General features: G+C 69.7%; 10 protein-coding genes. 6 read left to right on the forward strand and 4 right to left on the reverse strand.

The genetic code is table 11. The annotated features are described in order from the left end of the window. Positions 1–17: 17 nt before the first annotated feature. The 6 genes from IM543_08955 (at position 18) to IM543_08980 (ending at position 8,207) form a co-directional block, all read left to right on the forward strand. Positions 18–2,216, forward strand: coding sequence for a DNA polymerase III subunit gamma/tau (locus IM543_08955; GenBank protein QOY95940.1), 2,199 nt, complete (start codon positions 18–20; stop codon positions 2,214–2,216). Positions 2,217–2,258: 42 nt separating this feature from the next. After that, positions 2,259–2,585 carry a YbaB/EbfC family nucleoid-associated protein gene (locus IM543_08960; protein QOY95941.1) on the forward strand — a complete coding sequence of 109 codons (327 nt, stop codon included), beginning with the start codon at positions 2,259–2,261 and terminating at the stop codon, positions 2,583–2,585. Positions 2,586–2,596: 11 nt separating this feature from the next. Beyond that, positions 2,597–3,187, forward strand: a complete 591-nt coding sequence (gene recR, locus IM543_08965) for a recombination protein RecR (protein QOY95942.1) — start codon at positions 2,597–2,599, stop codon at positions 3,185–3,187. A 233-nt stretch (positions 3,188–3,420) separates the two neighbouring features. Next, on the forward strand, positions 3,421–4,554 hold the full coding sequence (locus IM543_08970) for a glycosyltransferase (GenBank protein QOY95943.1): 1,134 nt from the start codon (positions 3,421–3,423) through the stop codon (positions 4,552–4,554). Positions 4,555–4,576: 22 nt separating this feature from the next. Next, complete coding sequence (locus tag IM543_08975; protein QOY96591.1) at positions 4,577–5,443, forward strand: polysaccharide deacetylase family protein; 867 nt, start codon at positions 4,577–4,579, stop codon at positions 5,441–5,443. 364 nt (positions 5,444–5,807) lie between these two features. Beyond that, positions 5,808–8,207 carry a penicillin acylase family protein gene (locus tag IM543_08980; protein ID QOY95944.1) on the forward strand — a complete coding sequence of 800 codons (2,400 nt, stop codon included), beginning with the start codon at positions 5,808–5,810 and terminating at the stop codon, positions 8,205–8,207. Between the two features lie 64 nt (positions 8,208–8,271). Here IM543_08980 and IM543_08985 read toward each other — a convergent pair whose 3' ends face one another. The 4 genes from IM543_08985 to IM543_09000 form a co-directional block, all read right to left on the reverse strand. Next, entirely contained in the window at positions 8,272–10,500 is a 2,229-nt protein-coding gene (locus IM543_08985) for an EAL domain-containing protein (protein ID QOY95945.1), read from the reverse strand. 1 nt (position 10,501) lies between these two features. Beyond that, on the reverse strand, positions 10,502–13,435 hold the full coding sequence (locus IM543_08990) for a response regulator (GenBank protein ID QOY95946.1): 2,934 nt from the start codon (positions 13,433–13,435) through the stop codon (positions 10,502–10,504). A 218-nt stretch (positions 13,436–13,653) separates the two neighbouring features. Beyond that, a complete protein-coding gene (locus IM543_08995; protein ID QOY95947.1) occupies positions 13,654–13,875 on the reverse strand; it encodes a YbdD/YjiX family protein in 222 nt (73 codons plus the stop codon). Further along, positions 13,872–15,938 carry a carbon starvation protein A gene (locus tag IM543_09000; protein ID QOY95948.1) on the reverse strand — a complete coding sequence of 689 codons (2,067 nt, stop codon included), beginning with the start codon at positions 15,936–15,938 and terminating at the stop codon, positions 13,872–13,874. Before IM543_09000 ends, IM543_08995 begins: the two co-directional genes overlap by 4 nt. Positions 15,939–15,955 lie beyond the last annotated feature (17 nt).

Here is a 15,955-nt window from a genome sequence, read left to right on the forward strand (position 1 = left end):
TGCGGTAAAATCGCGGCATGTCCTATCAAGTCCTCGCCCGCAAATACCGTCCCAAGAACTTCGAAACGCTGGTCGGCCAGGAGCACGTCGTCCGTGCGCTGACCCATGCGCTGAAAACGGGCCGCCTGCACCACGCCTACCTGTTCACGGGCACGCGCGGGGTCGGCAAGACGACGCTGTCGCGCATCCTGGCCAAGTCGCTCAACTGCGTGGGACCAAGCGGGCAGGGCGGCATCACGCCCGAACCCTGCGGACAATGCGAAGCCTGCCGCGCGATCGACGCCGGCCGCTTCGTGGACTACATCGAGATGGACGCGGCCTCCAATCGCGGCGTCGACGAGATGGCCCAGCTGCTGGAGCAGGCGGTGTATGCGCCGAGCAATGCGCGCTTCAAGGTCTACATGATCGACGAGGTGCACATGCTCACCAATCACGCGTTCAACGCGATGCTCAAAACGCTCGAGGAACCGCCGCCGCACGTCAAGTTCATCCTCGCGACCACCGACCCGCAGAAGATCCCGGTCACGGTGCTGTCGCGCTGCCTGCAGTTCAACCTCAAGCAGATGCCGCCCGGCCACATCGTGGGCCACCTCGAGAACATCCTCGGCCAGGAGGGCGTGGCCTTCGAACAGCCGGCCCTGCGCCTGCTGGCGCAGGGCGCGCACGGCTCGATGCGCGACGCGCTGTCCCTCACCGACCAGGCGATCGCCTATGCCGCCGGCCAGGTGAGCCTGGAGGCGGTGCAGGGCATGCTGGGGGCGCTCGACCAGTCCTACCTGGTGCGCCTGCTGGACGCGCTGCAGGCGCAGGACGGCGCCGACCTGATGGCGGTGGCCGACGAGATGGCCAGCCGCAGCCTGTCCTACAACGGCGCGCTGCAAGACCTCGGCACGCTGCTGCACCGCATCGCACTGGCGCAGTCGGTGCCTTCGGCGGTACCGCAAGACCTGCCGGAACTGAGCGACATCCTGCGCCTGGCCGAGGCCTTCGACCCCCAGGAAGTCCAGCTCTACTACCAGATCGCGGTGCACGGCCGTAACGAGATCGGCCTGGCGCCGGACGAATACGCCGGCTTCACCATGACCCTGCTGCGCATGCTCGCCTTCCGTCCGGGGCAGGGCGGCGCCGAGCAGGTGGCGCCTGCGACGGCCGCACCCGGTGTGGCAGCCGGCGCCGCGCCGGCGGCACGGGCGGCGGCGGTCGCCGCGGCCAGCCATGCGGCGGTGGCGCGGCCTGCGCCCGCGGCGCGCCCCGCCGCGCCGGCCCAGGCGCCGGCAGCTTCGGCTTCGGCCGCGGGTGCGGCGCCAGCGCCGGCGCCGGCCATGAGCTCCGCGCGCGCCGCCATCAACGCGGCGCTGGAAGCGGCACGCGCGGCATCCGGCCGCAGCGGCGGCGGCGCGAGACCGCGCGCCGAGGCGCCGGCTGCCGCGCCGCCAGTATCTGCACCGCAAGCACCTGCCCCGGCCGCAGCGCCGCCGGCGTCTGCGCCGACCGCGGCACCGCCGGCCGCGGGCCCGTCGGCCGCCATGGGCGCCGCCGCGTCCGGCCGTCCGGCCCCGGGCGCCACGCCGCCATGGGAGCAGTCCCGGCCGCAAGCGGTGCCGCCGCCGCAGATGGGAGCGCAGCAGCCGCAGGCGCGCATGCAGCAGGCCCCCGCGGATGACGAGCCGCCTTCCTGGGTCACCGAGTTCTCCGACGACACCGCCGTCGCCGCCGACGCACCGGCAGTTGTCACTGCGCCTGCACCGGCGCAGATGCGCGCCCCGGCCGCGCCGCCGCACGCCTATGTCGTCACGCCGGTCCCGGGCATCGGCTGGGACGGCAACTGGCCGGCCCTGGCCGCCGGCCTGCCGCTGCGCGGCGTGGCCCAGCAGCTGGCCCTGCAGACCGAACTGATCGAATGCAAGGTGGACGCAGATGAGCATGCCCATGCCGTGACTTTCCGCCTGCGCGTGCCGGTGGACACCCTGCGCGCCAGCGGCAACAGCGAGAAGCTGGCCGCCGCGCTGCAAGAACATTTCCCGCAGGTGCGCGTCACGCTCGACACCGAGATCGGCCCGACCTGGTACACGGCCGCGGCCGAAGCCAAGGCCGCGCGCGAGGAACGCCAGCGCCAGGCCGAGGCACTGGTCGCCGCCGATCCCTTCGTGCAGGCGATGGAGCGAAGCTTCGGCGCCTTCGTCGTGCCCGGCTCGGTGAAGCCGGCCGCCGCCTGACAATTTGAATCACCCACTTGGCATTTTTTGGAGAGACCGACCATGATGAAAAACCAGCTCGCAGGCTTGATGAAACAGGCACAAGCCATGCAGGACAACATGAAGAAGGCGCAGGAGCAGCTGGCTCAGATCGAAGTCGAGGGCCAGTCGGGCGCCGGCCTGGTCAAGGTCGTAATGACCTGCAAGAACGACGTCAAGCGCGTCACCATCGACCCGTCGCTGCTGGGCGACGACCGCGACATGCTGGAAGACCTGGTCGCCGCCGCGTTCAACGACGCCGTGCGCAAGGCCGAAGCCACGTCCGCCGAGAAGATGAGCGGCCTGACCGCCGGCATGCCGATGCCGCCCGGCTTCAAGATGCCGTTCTGACCCGAACCCATATGTCCAGGTCGCTCGACTTCCTGACCGAGGCATTGCGGCGCCTGCCCGGCATTGGTCCGAAGTCGGCGCAGCGCATGGCCTTCCACCTGCTGCAGCATGACCGCGAAGGCGCGGCCATGCTGTCGCGCGCGCTCTACCAGGCGGTGGATACGGTCCACCACTGCGCCATGTGCAATACCTTCGCCGACACCGAGGTGTGCGAGCTGTGCGCCGACGAGACGCGCGACCACACGCTGCTGTGCGTCGTCGAAACCCCTGCCGACCAGATGATGATCGAGCAGACCATGACCTACAAGGGCCTGTACTTCGTGCTGATGGGGCGGCTCTCGCCGCTGGACGGCATCGGCCCGCGCGACCTGCATCTCGACAAGCTGGTGGGGCGCGCCGGCGACGGACTCGTCGTCGAAGTCGTGCTTGCTACCAATTTCACCAATGAGGGCGAAGCGACCGCCCACTACATCAGCGAGATGCTGAAGGCGCGCGGACTGAAGGTCAGCCGGCTGGCGCGCGGCGTACCCGTCGGCGGCGAGCTCGAGTATGTCGACGCGGGCACGATAGCGCGCGCCATGCTTGACCGCCGCAGCGCATAATTCCCGTAAAGACGAAGGTGGCGGACGACCGCTCAGGGTTCCGCGAATACCTGTGCGTGCGCGCAAGCCGCGTTGGCGGACCGCTGCTATGTTGCTACTTTCAGCGGGCCCCTTGAACCTGTTCCAGTAGGAGAGAGGACGCTGGCGGCGTTGCATGGCAAGCGCGAGCAACGCGGCCCCCGCTTGCCAGGCGCGCCGAAAGCGACGCATTCCCTACTGGGATAGGTTCTTAAATGCATCTTGTCGACATCACGATGTTCTACGCGGCGGAAGGCGGCGGCGTCAGCACCTACCTGAATGCCAAGTCGCGCTGGCTCGCGCGTTACGCCTGGGCGCGGCACACCATCTTCAGTCCCAACGTCGCCGACGACGAAGCGCCCAGCCTGGTGCGGGTGCCGGCTGTGACGCTGCCCGGCATCAACGGCTACCGCATGCCGTTCTCGGTGGCCGCGGCGGCGCGGCGCCTGCGCGCGGCGCGTCCCGACCTGATCGAGGCGGGCGACGCCGGTCACTGCGCCTGGGCGGCACTGCGTCTGCGTCAGCGGCTCGGTATTCCGGCCATCGCCTTTTACCATTCCGACCTGCCGCGCCTGGTGCAGAACCGCCTGGGAAACGCCATCTCGCAGGGTACCTGCAAGTACCTGGCGCACCTGTACCGCGAGTTCGACACCGTGCTGGCGCCAAGCCGCCTGATGGTGCACCAGCTGGCCGACATGGGCGTCACCCACGCCCTGCACCAGCCGCTCGGCATCGACAGCGAGATCTTCCATCCGCGCCGCCGCCGCGACAGCCTGCGGGCCGAACTCGGCCTGCCGGAAGACGCGCGCCTGCTGGTGTATGCCGGCCGCTTCACCGCCGACAAGAAGCTGCCCGTCCTGATCGGGGCGGTCCGCAAGCTCGGCAAGCCTTACCACCTGCTGCTGGTCGGCGGCGGCGAGGCGCTGGCGCCGCACCCGCAGCTGAGCCTCATGCCCTTCAAGCGCGACCAGCGCGAACTGGCCGGGGTGCTGGCGAGCTGCGACGTGCTGGTGCATCCGGGCGATTGCGAAACCTTCGGCCTGATCGTGCTCGAAGCGATGGCCTGCGGCCTGCCGGTGGTCGGCACCAACGGCGGCGGGGTGGCCGAACTGGTGGACGAGCAAACCGGCATCCTGGCGCGTCCCGACGATGCCGGCAGCCTGGCCGGCGCCATCGAGGCGATCTACGGACGCGACCTGGTGCGCATGAGCGCCAATGCGCGGCGCAAGGCGGCCGAGCACCATGACTGGAGCCAGGTGTTCCCGCAATTGATGCACCGCTACGGCAGCTTGCTGGCGGCGCGGCCTGGTACGCAGCGCGCGCTGGAGCGGGTCTGTGTCCAGGACTGAGCGCGGCCGCGCGGCGGCCGATATCGTCCAGGGGCCGGCGCTGTGCGTCTCGATCCATGACGTCGCGCCGGCCACCTGGGACGCGTGCGAGCGCCTGGCGCAGGCCGTGCGCGCGGTGGCCGACATTCCGCTGACCTGGCTGGTGGTGCCCGAGTACCACCGTGGCGGCGGCGACCAGGGCCGCATGGAAACGGGGCTCGAGCGCGCCCTGGCGCGCGGCGACGAGCTCGCGCTGCATGGTTTCACCCACCTCGATACTGCCCCGCGCGGGCCGGGCCTGGGCCAGCGTTTCCTGCGCGGGACCTACAGCCACGAGGGCGAATTCGCCGCCCTCCCGGCCATTGAAGCGGCGCGGCGCATCCAGTGCGGGCTCGACTGGTTCGCCGAACGCGGCTGGCCGGTGCGCGGTTTCGTGCCGCCGGCCTGGCTGATGGGCGAGGGGGCCTGGCAGGCCGTGCGTGCTTTCGATTTCGACTACACCACCACCTTCAGGTACTTCCACCTGCTGCGTGGCGGCCCCGCCGCGGGGAGGGGCGGCGCCGGCCAGGTGCTGTCGCCGTCGCTGGTCTACGCCGCACGCAACCGCATCGGCCGGCTGGCCTCGCCGCTAATGGCGGACCTGCTCGCGCTGGCCCTGGCGCAGCGCCCGCTCATCCGGCTGAGCCTGCATCCGCCGGACGTGCGCCATCCGCGGCTGCTGCGCCATGCGCAGGCCACGGTCGAGCGTTTGCTGGCAAGCCGTGCGGCACTCACCAAGGCCGGCTTTGCCCGGCGCCTGGCGGCCCCGGGCATTACCAGTATGGCCCCCAGTAGCCGCCACGCCAGTAGCGCGGGCCCCATCCACCATAGTACGAGGGACCGGTCTGGCGCAGTTCCTCGCGCGTACTGAGTTGCAGCACGCACTGGCGCCACTCGTCGCTGTTCGGCGCATACCCGAGGCGCGAACAGGCCGGACCGTAGATCGCCATCTGCTCGGCCATTTCCGCCTGCGCGCGCTCGGCCCGTTGCTGTGGAGTACTGCAAGCCGCGAGCGCCGCCGTCATTCCCAATACCGCCAACCTTGCCATTTGCATGATCTGCTCCTTTGTCCGCCGTCCTGGCGTTCCGGTTCCAGTATAGAACTGCAGGTGGGGATACGTAGCGCGTAAATCAATCGTGCTTGACGCCATTTTCCGCCCAGCGGCGGACAGAGCCGGTTCGCCGGAAGCGCGTAACTTCTGGCAAGATACGCCAACAACACGGAGGACCACACGATGCGACAGCGCCGATGGAAGACCTGGACCCTGCGCGGGGCGGCCGGACTGCTGGTGCTGGTCGTGCTGGCGCTGGCCGCCGGCTGGTTGTACCTGCGCGCCAGCCTGGCCCAGCTCGACGGCGAACGGCGGGCGCCGGCCCTGGGCGCGCCGGTCACCGTGGCGCGCGACGCAAGCGGCGTCCCCTTGATCAGCGGCGCCAACCGCGCCGACGTGGCCTATGCCACCGGATTCGTCCACGCCCAGGATCGCTTCTTCCAGATGGACCTGCTGCGCCGCACCGCAGCCGGCGAGCTGGCCGAGCTGTTCGGCCCGCGGGCCCTGCCGCTCGACCGCGCGCGTCGGCTGCACCGTTTCCGGGCCCGTGCGCGGGCGGCACTGGCGCGCCTGCCGGCAGCGGAGCGGACCCTGCTCGATCGCTACGTGGCCGGCGTCAACGACGGCCTGCGGGCGCTGGGCGCCAGGCCATTCGAGTACGCGCTGACCGGCACCGAGGCGCAGCCCTGGCGTGCCGCCGATTCGCTGCTGGTGATCTGGGCGATGTACATCGACCTGCAGGACAACCAGGAGCCGCGCGAACTGGCGCGCGGCTGGCTGCGTGAGCACGCGACGCCCGAACAACTGGCCTTCCTGCTGCCGGAAGCGAGCAGGTGGGACGCGACCCTCGATGCCGGCCTGGCAGCGCAAGCGCCAGGGCAGGCGCCGATTCCGCCGACGGCGCCGGCATGGTGGGGGGCGGCCGCCGGTCAGCCCGTGCAACTGGCCGGCGCCGGGTTCGTCGACGCGGTCGGCAGCAACAACTACGCGCTGGCAGGGAAGCGCAGCGCCAGCGGCGCCGCCATCGTCGCCGACGACATGCACCTTGGCCTGCAGCTGCCGAACATCTGGTACCGCCTGGCGCTGCGGTTTCCCGACCCGAAAGGCGGGCAGCGGCGCCTGGCCGGGGTCAGCCTGCCGGGCGCGCCGCCGAGCATCATCGTCGGCAGCAACGGGCAAGTGGCCTGGGCCTTCACCAACAGCTACGCCGACCTGGTCGACCTGGTGGTGCTCGGCAGCGACCCGGCGCGCCCCGGCCAGGTGCGCACCCCGAACGGCTGGGAGACCCCGGCCAGCCACCTGGAGCTGATCGCCGTGAAGGGAGAACAGCCGGACCGCTTCGTGGTGCGCGAGACGTCGCTCGGCCCGATCCGCGACGCCGGCGGGCGCCGGTACGCGCTGCACTGGATCGCCCACGATCCGGCCGCGATCAACCTCAGGCACATGGAGTTGGAGAGCGCCGCGAACGTGGACGAAGCGCTGGCGATTGCCGCCGTCGACGGCATCCCGGCCCAGAATTTCGTGGCCGGCGACGCGCTGGGCAACATCGGCTGGACCATCGCCGGGCTGCTGCCGCGGCGCAGCACGCCCGTGCTGGCCACCACCTTCCCGCTGGCGGGCGACGTGCCCACCTGGAGCGCGCTGCTGGCGCCGCAACGCTATCCGCGCGTGGTGAACCCGGCCGGCGGCCAGATCACGACCGCCAACAGCCGCCAGCTGATGGGAGAGGGCGCGGCCCTGATCGGCGACGGCGGCTTCGACCTGGGCGCACGTAACCGCCAGCTGGCCGAAGGCCTGCGCGCGCTCGGCGCCGGGCTCGATGTGCGCCAGGCTGCCGGCGCGGCGCTCGACGACCGCGCCCTGTTCATCGCGGGCTGGCGCCAGCGCCTGCTGGCGGCGCTCGACCCGCAGGCGCTGGCGGGCCAGCCGCGCCGTGCCGAGTTCCGGCGCCTGCTGGAAACCAGCTGGGACGGCCGCGCCAGCGTGGACTCGGTCGCTTACCGGCTGGCGCGCAACAGTATGTGGGCGCTGAACGCGCTGCTGTTCGGGCGCGCCAACGCGGCGATCGATGCGCTCGCGCCGAAGGCCACGCTGGCTACCGCGACCAGCCGCTGGCCCGAGGTGGTGGCGCGCCTGCTCGACGCCCGTCCGCCCGGCTGGCTGCCGCCGGGGTATGCCGACTGGCGGGCGGTGGAACTGGCCGCCGTCGACCGTGTGATCGCCGATCTGGGCAAGGATGGCCAGGCGCTCGACCAGGCCACCTGGGGCCGCCGCAACACCAGCGCGATCGCGCATCCGATCAGCATCGCGGTGCCGGCCCTGGCTCCGGTGCTGGAGGCGCCGGCGGACCAGTTGCCGGGTGACGCGAACATGCCGCGCGTGGCCGGGCCGAAGTTCGGGCAGTCGGAGCGCCTGACGGTGTCGCCGGGGCGCGAGGAGGAAGGCCTGTACAACATGCCGGGCGGGCAGAGCGGGCATCCGCTGTCGCCGTTCTTCCTGGCCGGCCACGCCGAGTGGGTGAGGGCGCAGCCGGTGCCGCTGTTGCCGGGGCCGGCGAAGCACATCTTGCGCTTCGTGCCGTAGGGGTGAGCACGCGTCCAGAGGGTATTCGCGCAGCCGACGTGTGATTGCAACGTATGGTCGAACGCTACTTCGAGGGCAGCAGCAGCGGCGGCGCCCGCAGCATCCCGGTAATGTCGTCGGCATTCGAGGGATGGCCCAGGAAGTAGCCCTGCACCATGTCGCACCCGTACTGCTCGAGCAGCAGCAGCTGCTCGCCGGTCTCGACCCCCTCGGCCACCACCACCATCTTGAGCCCGTGCGCCATCGCGATGATGGCGCGGGTGATGGCTGCGTTTTCCGAATCCTGGGGCAGGCCGTTGATGAAGCTGCGGTCGATCTTCAGGGCGCGCACGTCGAAGCGCTTCAGGTAGTTCATCGACGAGTATCCGGTGCCGAAGTCGTCGATCGACAGGTACACCCCGATGCCGCGCAGCCGTTCCAGCGTGACCAGGGTGGCGCGCGCATCGTCCATCAGCGTGCCTTCGGTCAGCTCCAGCTCCAGCAGGCGCGGCTCCAGGCCGGCGTCGAGCAGGGCCGAGTGCACCATCTGCGACAGGTTCTCGTCCTTGAACTGCTTGGCCGACAGGTTGACCGCCATGCGCAGCGTGCGCCGCGCGTGGCGCTGCCAGACCCTGGCCTGGCGGCAGGCGGTACGCAGCACCCACTCGCCGATCGGCACGATCAGGCCGGTCTCTTCGGCCAGCGGGATGAACTCGGTCGGCGGCACCAGGCCGCGCTCGGGGTGGCGCCAGCGCACCAGCGCCTCGACCCCGACGATCTCGGAGGTGCGCACGTCGCGCTGCGGCTGGTAGACCAGGTACAGTTCGTCGTTCTGCAGCGCCTTGCGCAGGCCCACCTCGAGCTTCACGTGGCTCATGATCTGCATCGTCAGCGAAGAGCTGTACAGCTTCGCGTTGTTCTTGCCGCAGTTCTTGGCGTGGTACATCGCGGTATCGGCGAACTTGAGCAGCGAGCCGCAGTCGTCGCCGTCCTCCGGAAACAGCGAGATGCCGATGCTGGCGGTGACGAAGATTTCGTTGCCCTCGATCAGAAAGGACCGCCGCATCGCCTCCTTGACGCGGTGCGCCACGTTCAGCGCATGCTCGACCCGCTCCAGGTCGGGAATCAGGATGGTGAACTCGTCGCCACCCAGGCGCGCCAGGTTGCTGGTGTGGTCGGCCCCGCTTTTGCCTGGATTGCCGCCCGACGCGCCGTCCGTGCCATCCCCGCGCGAGACCAGATCGCTCGGCCGCGTGGTCTCGCGCAGGCGCTCGGACACCATCTTGAGCAGCGTGTCGCCGGCGTTGTGCCCCAGCGTGTCGTTGATGCGCTTGAAGGCGTCGAGGTCCATGAACAGCACCGCGAACTTCTTGTTGCCGATCTTCGAGCGCTGCAGCTCGCGCTCCAGCGTCTCCAGGAAAGCCTGGCGGTTCGGGATGCCGGTCAGGCTGTCGCAGTAGGCGAGGCGCCGGATCTGTTCTTCCGCGCGCTTGCGCTCGCTGATGTCGCGCACCAGTCCCAGCACCTGCGACGCACCGGTGGCGACCAGCCGCGCCTCGAAATGTTGCACCTGGCCGCAGTGTTCGAGCTCGTACTCGACCGAACGCACCTGCTGGGTCGCCAGCACCGCGTGCATCTGTTCCAGCATCCGCGCGGCGATCTCGGGCGGCAGCACGTCGGTGATGTGCTTGCCGACACAGGCTTGCGGTTGCGGCGGTTGCGGCTGCTGCGCGGGCCCGGCGCGCCTGCGGCCCGGCCTGTCGTGGCCCGGCCTGTCGTGGCCCGGCCTCTCGTGGCCCGGCTCATAATCGAGGTAGAAGCCGTCGCGGTCGAGGCGGAAGAAGGTGTCGGGAATGGCGGCCAGCACCGCGCGGTTCTGGGCATCGGCGATCCGCAGGCGGGCGATGGCGTCGCTGGCGCGCAGCACGTACAGCACGCGGTGCCCGAGGATCGGCCAGTTGATCGGCTTGGACACGAAGTCGGTGGCACCGGCTTCGTAGGCGCGCGTCACCGCCTCCAGGTCGTCTCCGCCGGTGACCATCACGATCGGCACGCCGGTGCCGTCGGCGGAGCTGGCGCGTTCTGCGCGGCGGATCGCCTCGCAGGCCGCGAAGCCGTCCATGCGCGGCATCTCGACGTCCATCAGGATCAGGTCGGGTGCGCGGCTGGCTGCCAGTTCGACCGCCAGCGCGCCATCGACCGCCTCGATCGCATCCAGCCCGACCTGGGCCAGCATTTCGAGCATCAGCAGGCGCATCACCGGGTCGTCGTCGGCGACCAGGACCGTTCCGCGCTTCGGGGCAGAAGAAGGCATCTCAAGTTTCCTTTTCAAGCATGGCGTGGAGCGAGTGGCGCACGGTCTGGAATTCGTGTTCCATGTCGGCGAGGATGCGGTCGGCACCAGTGACCTTGTCGGCGCGCCCGAGCTGTTCGAGTTCCTTGCACAGCGTCGCCAGGCGCGCGGCGCCGACGTTGGCGCTGGCCGACTTCAGGCCGTGGGCGACACGGCGCAAGCTCCCCGTGTCCATGCCCTCGACCGCCTCGCGCAGCGTGGCCAGTTGACGTGGCATGTCGCCGACGTAGGCCGCGACCACCTTCTGCACCAGCGCATCGCCGCCGTCGCGGCTGAGCGCGCGGATGTTGTCGAGCGCGACCCGGTTGACGGCTTCGCGCTGGATCACCTCGACCGTCTCGGGCGGCAGGCGCGCCGGTGCGCGCAGGGGCGCGTCGTCGTGGTGGCTGCCGGCCGCCAGCGGCACCGCGACCCAGCGCCCGATCACGGCGGCCAGTTGCTGCTGGGTGAAGGGCTTCGACAGGTAGTCGTCCATGCCGGCCGCCAGGCAGGCCTCACGATCGCCCTGCAGGGCGTTGGCGGTGATCGCGATGACCGGCAGCGTGCGCGCGCGCCCCGCGTCACGCTCGTGGCGGCGGATGGCGGCGGTGGCCGCGAAGCCGTCCATCACCGGCATCTGGCAGTCCATCAGCACCGCATCGAAACTGCCCGTGCGCACCGCCTGCAGGGCTTCCTGGCCGTTGCGCGCGCAATGCGTCTCGATGCCCAGGCTTTCCAGCATCGCCTTGGCGACTTCGACATTGACCGGGTTGTCCTCGGCCAGCAGCACGCGGCGGGTCCTGGTGCGTGGCGCCGGGCGGGCAGGGGCGGCCGCCAGGGCCGGGGCTGCCGATGGCGTGGGCATCGCGGATCCGGCGCTGGCAGGGAAGCGCTGCGCGGGCGCGGCCGGCGGCGCGCCAATGGTGCCCACGGCGCCAGCCGCGGGCGCGTGCAGCCGCGCGGCGCAGGCAGCCAGGCACGCGTACAGGTCGGCCGCGCGCGCGGGCTTGACCAGCTGGTAGGCCACGCCCGCCGTGCGCCGCTGCACCGGGTCGGCCGCCAGCCGCTCGGGACTCAGCAGCACCAGGTGGGTGGCGCGTCCCCCGGCGTCGGCCTTGATCGAGGCGGCCAAGGCCAGGCCGCTGGTGTGGGTCAGTTCCATGTCGAGGACCGCGGCGTCGTAGGGACGGCCGGCCCGCGCCGCGCTCAGCAGGCGTTCGTAGCCCGCAGCGGCGCTGGCCGCGCCGTCGCAGGAAGCGCGCCAGGCCTGCAGTTGCTGGGCCAGGTCCTCGCGGCTTTCCTCCTGCTCGTCGACCACCAGCACGCGCAGGCCCTCCAGCGGATGCTGGCGGCGCCCGGGCGCGTCCGGCGCGTCCGGATCGACGCGGCGCTTGTCGAAGCTGACCGTGAACCAGAAGATGGAACCGCGCGTGGCTGCGTTGTCGACCCCGATCGCGCCGCCCATCAGTTCCGCCAGCTGCTTCGAAATGGCCAGGCCCAGGCCGGTGCCGCCGTAGCGCCGGGTGGTGGAATCGTCGGCCTGCGAGAATGCCTCGAACAGGCGCGCCCGCGCCTCGCGCGAGATGCCGATGCCGGTGTCGTGCACCTCGAAGCGCAGCATGACCGACTGGCTGTCCTCGCCGGCCACGCGCACCCGTGCCAGGATGCGCCCCTGCTCGGTGAACTTGATGGCGTTGCCGAGCAGATTGGCCATGATCTGGCGCAGCCGGTTCGGATCGCCGCAGATCGCCACCGGGATGTCGTTGGCGATGTCGAAATCGAAGCCGATGCCCTTGCCGGCCGCCTGCGGGGTATAGACGTTGTGGATGTCATCCAGCAGGTCCCACAGGTTGAAGTTGATGTACTCGATGGTCAGCTTGCCGGCCTCGATCTTGGAGAAGTCGAGGATGTCGTTGATGATCACCAAAAGGTGCTCGCCCGAGCGCTTGACCAGGGTGGTGTAGTTGCGCTGGGCCTCGGTGAGCTCTGTCGCGAGCAGCATCTCGGTCATGCCGAGCACGCCATTCATCGGCGTGCGGATCTCGTGGCTCATGGTGGCCAGGAACGCGCTCTTGGCGCGGCTGGCGGCTTCGGCGGCGTTCTTGGCTTTTTCAAGCTGCTCGGTGCGCACGCCGACCTGGCGCTCCAGCTCGTCGCGATGGTGCAGCAGGGCGGCGCCGCGGTCCTCGATCTGCGCCATCATGGTGTTGAAGCTGTCGATCAGCTGTCCCAGTTCGTCGGTGCGCTGGTGGGCGATGCGCAGACTGTAGTTCTGGCTGGCGGACACCTTCTGCGCGGCCTGGATCAGCTTGGTCACCGGTTCGGCGATGCTGCGCTTGAAACGTCCGGCCATGGCCACCGATACCACCAGCGAGGCGCCCATGGCCAGGCCCATCACTGCCAGCCCGGCCAGCAGGTCGACCCAGGTCGCGAACATGTCGGTCTCGATCATGACCACGCCCACCTGCAGGGTGCCGGCCATGACCGGCCGGTACAGCCGCATGCGGCGCGACAGCTGCTGCTGTCCCTGGGTATTGGCGGCGGCCAGGGCTTCGGCATCGACCCCCGGCAGCGCGTCCGGAAGCGGCGCTTCGGTCGCGCTGTCGCTGCCGGCCACGTAGTGCGCGAAGGGCTGGCCGTTGCGGTCGTACAGGACGGCGGCGGCGATGTCCTTCTTGGCGGCGAGCGCCCCGAGCGCGCCCTGGGCGCGCGGACGGTCGCGCAGCAGCAGGTAGTCGGCGCTGCTGGCCGCGATGACCTGGGCGAAGGTGGACAGCTGGATCGCCTCGTCCTTGCGATGTTTGACCACCGAGGTCGCGGTGAAGGTCGCGAACACGAACACCAGCGCGGTCGCGGTCGAGAGCAGCGAGATGATGGTCAGCTTCTGGTTCAGGCTGGAGCGCTCGAAGTTCGGCATTCTGATCCCGCAGGCACGGCGGAGCGGCCCGGCGACGGACGACGCTGGGCTTCCTTTGCGGAATGCAAATTCCCGCAAGAAAAAAATATACGTTCAAGGCGCAGGGGTAGCGTTGAGGGAGGTCAAGGTGCGATATGCGAACGCAGTACTGAAGCGTAGGATGGAAAAGGGAAGGGGCGCCGCGGCGCCCCTTCGTTATGCAACGGACATCGAGTCCCTCAACAGCAGGTGGCCCGCTTGCCCCCGTACCTGGCCTCCTGGCGCTCACGGAAAAACTCCTCGTACGTCATCGGCGTCTGGTCCGGATGGGTACGTTCCATGTGCGCCAGGTAGGTGTCGTACTCGGGCAGGCCGACCATCAGGCGCATGCTCTGCCCGAGGTACTTGCCGGCCTGCTTGGTCGCTTGTACACCAGCGTCTACCAGGTCGCTGAACATCATGACACCTGCGGGCTCGGCATGGCGACGTACGGGGTCTCCTTCGCGGTCGGGCCGCTGCTGGCGCGCGAGGCCAGGATCGTGCGGATCCCGTACACCAGCACCGACAGCACCACGATCATGAAGAAGCCCGCCAGCGCGGCGTCGACATAGTCGTTGAAGATGATGCGCTCCATCTGCTCGACCGTCTTGGCCGGCGCCAGTACCGTGCCGGCGTCGTGCGCGGTCCGGAACTTGTCGGCGTGGGCCAGGAAGCCGATCTTCGGGTTCGGATCGAAGATCTTCTGCCAGCCGGCGGTCAGGGTGCAGGCCAGCAGCCAGATGGTCGGCACGATGGTGATCCAGGCGTATTGGGCGCGCTTCATCTTGAACAGCACGCAGGTGCCGAGGATCAGGGCGACGGCGGCCAGCATCTGGTTGGCGATGCCGAACAGCGGCCACAGGGTGTTGATGCCGCCCAGCGGATCGACCACGCCCTGGTACAGGAAGTAGCCCCAGGCGGCCACGCACAGGCCGGTGGCCAGCAGGTTGGCGGGCAGCGACTCGGTGCGCTTGAGCGACGGGGCGAAGGCGCCCAGCAGGTCCTGCAGCATGAAGCGTCCGGCGCGGGTGCCGGCATCCACCGCGGTCAGGATGAACAGGGCCTCGAACAGGATCGCGAAGTGGTACCAGAACGCCATCATGGCCTGGCCACCGACCACGTTCGAGAGGATCTGGGCCATGCCCACCGCCAGGGTCGGGGCGCCGCCGGCGCGCGAGATGATGGTGTGCTCGCCGACGTCGCGCGCCATCTGTTCCAGCAGTTCCGGCGTGACCACGAAGCCCATCTGCGACACCGCCGCCGCCGCCGACTGCGCCGTGGTGCCCAGCGCCGCCGCCGGGCTGTTCATCGCAAAATAGACGCCCGGGTCGATGGTCGATGCCGCCACCAGCGCCATGATGGCCACGAAGGATTCCATCAGCATGCCGCCGTAGCCGATGAAGCGCGCGTGGGATTCGTTCTCGAGCATTTTCGGGGTGGTGCCCGACGAGATCAGGGCGTGGAAGCCCGACACCGCGCCGCAGGCGATGGTGATGAACAGGAACGGGAACAGGCTGCCCGACCAGACCGGGCCGGTGCCGTCTATGAATCTGGTGGTGGACGGCATGCGCAGGTCGGGGGCGACGATCAGGATGCCGATCGCCAGCGCCATGATGGTGCCGATCTTGAGAAAGGTCGACAGGTAGTCGCGCGGCGCCAGCAGCAGCCACACGGGAATGACGGAGGCGACGAAGCCGTAGCCGATCAGCATCCAGGTCAGTTCGGTGCCGGTGAAGGTGAACATCGGGCCCAGGGTCGGCGAATCGTGCACCCACTGGCCGCCCATGATGGCCAGCATCAGCAGCACGAAGCCGATGAGCGAGATCTCGCCGATGCGGCCGACGCGCACGTAGCGGGTGTACAGGCCCATGAACAGCGCGATCGGGATGGTGGCCATCACGGTGAAGGTGCCCCAGGGCGAACCGGTGAGCGCCTTCACGACGATGAGTGCCAGCACCGCCAGGATGATCACCATGATCATGAAGGTGCCCAGCAGCGCGATCAGGCCCGGGATCTCGCCCATCTCCGACTTGACCAGGTCGCCCAGCGAGCGGCCGTCGCGGCGGGTGGACATGAACAGCACGATGAAGTCCTGGACGGCGCCGGCAAAGACGACGCCGGCCAGGATCCACATCATGCCGGGCAGGTAGCCCATCTGGGCCGCCAGCACCGGGCCGACCAGCGGGCCGGCGCCGGCGATCGCGGCGAAGTGGTGGCCGTACAGCACGTACTTGTTGGTCGGGACGTAGTCCAGGCCGTCGTTGTACTTGTAGGCGGGGGTCTGGCGCGTCGGGTCCAGGCCGAGCGCCTTGTAGGCGATGTACTTGCTGTAGAAGCGGTAGGCGATCAGGTAGACGCAGACGGCAGCCGCGACGATCCAGATGGCGTTGATGGTTTCGCCGCGCTTGACGGCGACGTAACCGAGCGAAAAGGCGCCGAGGATCGATAGCGCGATCCAGCCGAGCATGCCCGACATGCGTTTCATGGTGCTCCTCCGAGGTG

Origin of the sequence: Massilia sp. UMI-21, from assembly GCA_015277795.1 — a bacterium.
Classification (GTDB): Bacteria; Pseudomonadota; Gammaproteobacteria; order Burkholderiales; family Burkholderiaceae_D; genus Telluria.

What these genes read in the sequence shown, in the direction of transcription:
- IM543_08970 (QOY95943.1), top strand. Translation starts at nt 3,421, where the DNA reads ATGCATCTTGTCGACATCACGATGTTCTACGCGGCGGAAGGCGGCGGC.
- recR (QOY95942.1), top strand. Translation starts at nt 2,597, where the DNA reads ATGTCCAGGTCGCTCGACTTCCTGACCGAGGCATTGCGGCGCCTGCCC.
- IM543_08990 (QOY95946.1), bottom strand. Translation starts at nt 13,435, where the DNA reads ATGCCGAACTTCGAGCGCTCCAGCCTGAACCAGAAGCTGACCATCATC.
- IM543_08980 (QOY95944.1), top strand. Translation starts at nt 5,808, where the DNA reads ATGCGACAGCGCCGATGGAAGACCTGGACCCTGCGCGGGGCGGCCGGA.
- IM543_08960 (QOY95941.1), top strand. Translation starts at nt 2,259, where the DNA reads ATGATGAAAAACCAGCTCGCAGGCTTGATGAAACAGGCACAAGCCATG.
- IM543_09000 (QOY95948.1), bottom strand. Translation starts at nt 15,938, where the DNA reads ATGAAACGCATGTCGGGCATGCTCGGCTGGATCGCGCTATCGATCCTC.
- IM543_08955 (QOY95940.1), top strand. Translation starts at nt 18, where the DNA reads ATGTCCTATCAAGTCCTCGCCCGCAAATACCGTCCCAAGAACTTCGAA.
- IM543_08995 (QOY95947.1), bottom strand. Translation starts at nt 13,875, where the DNA reads ATGATGTTCAGCGACCTGGTAGACGCTGGTGTACAAGCGACCAAGCAG.
- IM543_08985 (QOY95945.1), bottom strand. Translation starts at nt 10,500, where the DNA reads ATGCCTTCTTCTGCCCCGAAGCGCGGAACGGTCCTGGTCGCCGACGAC.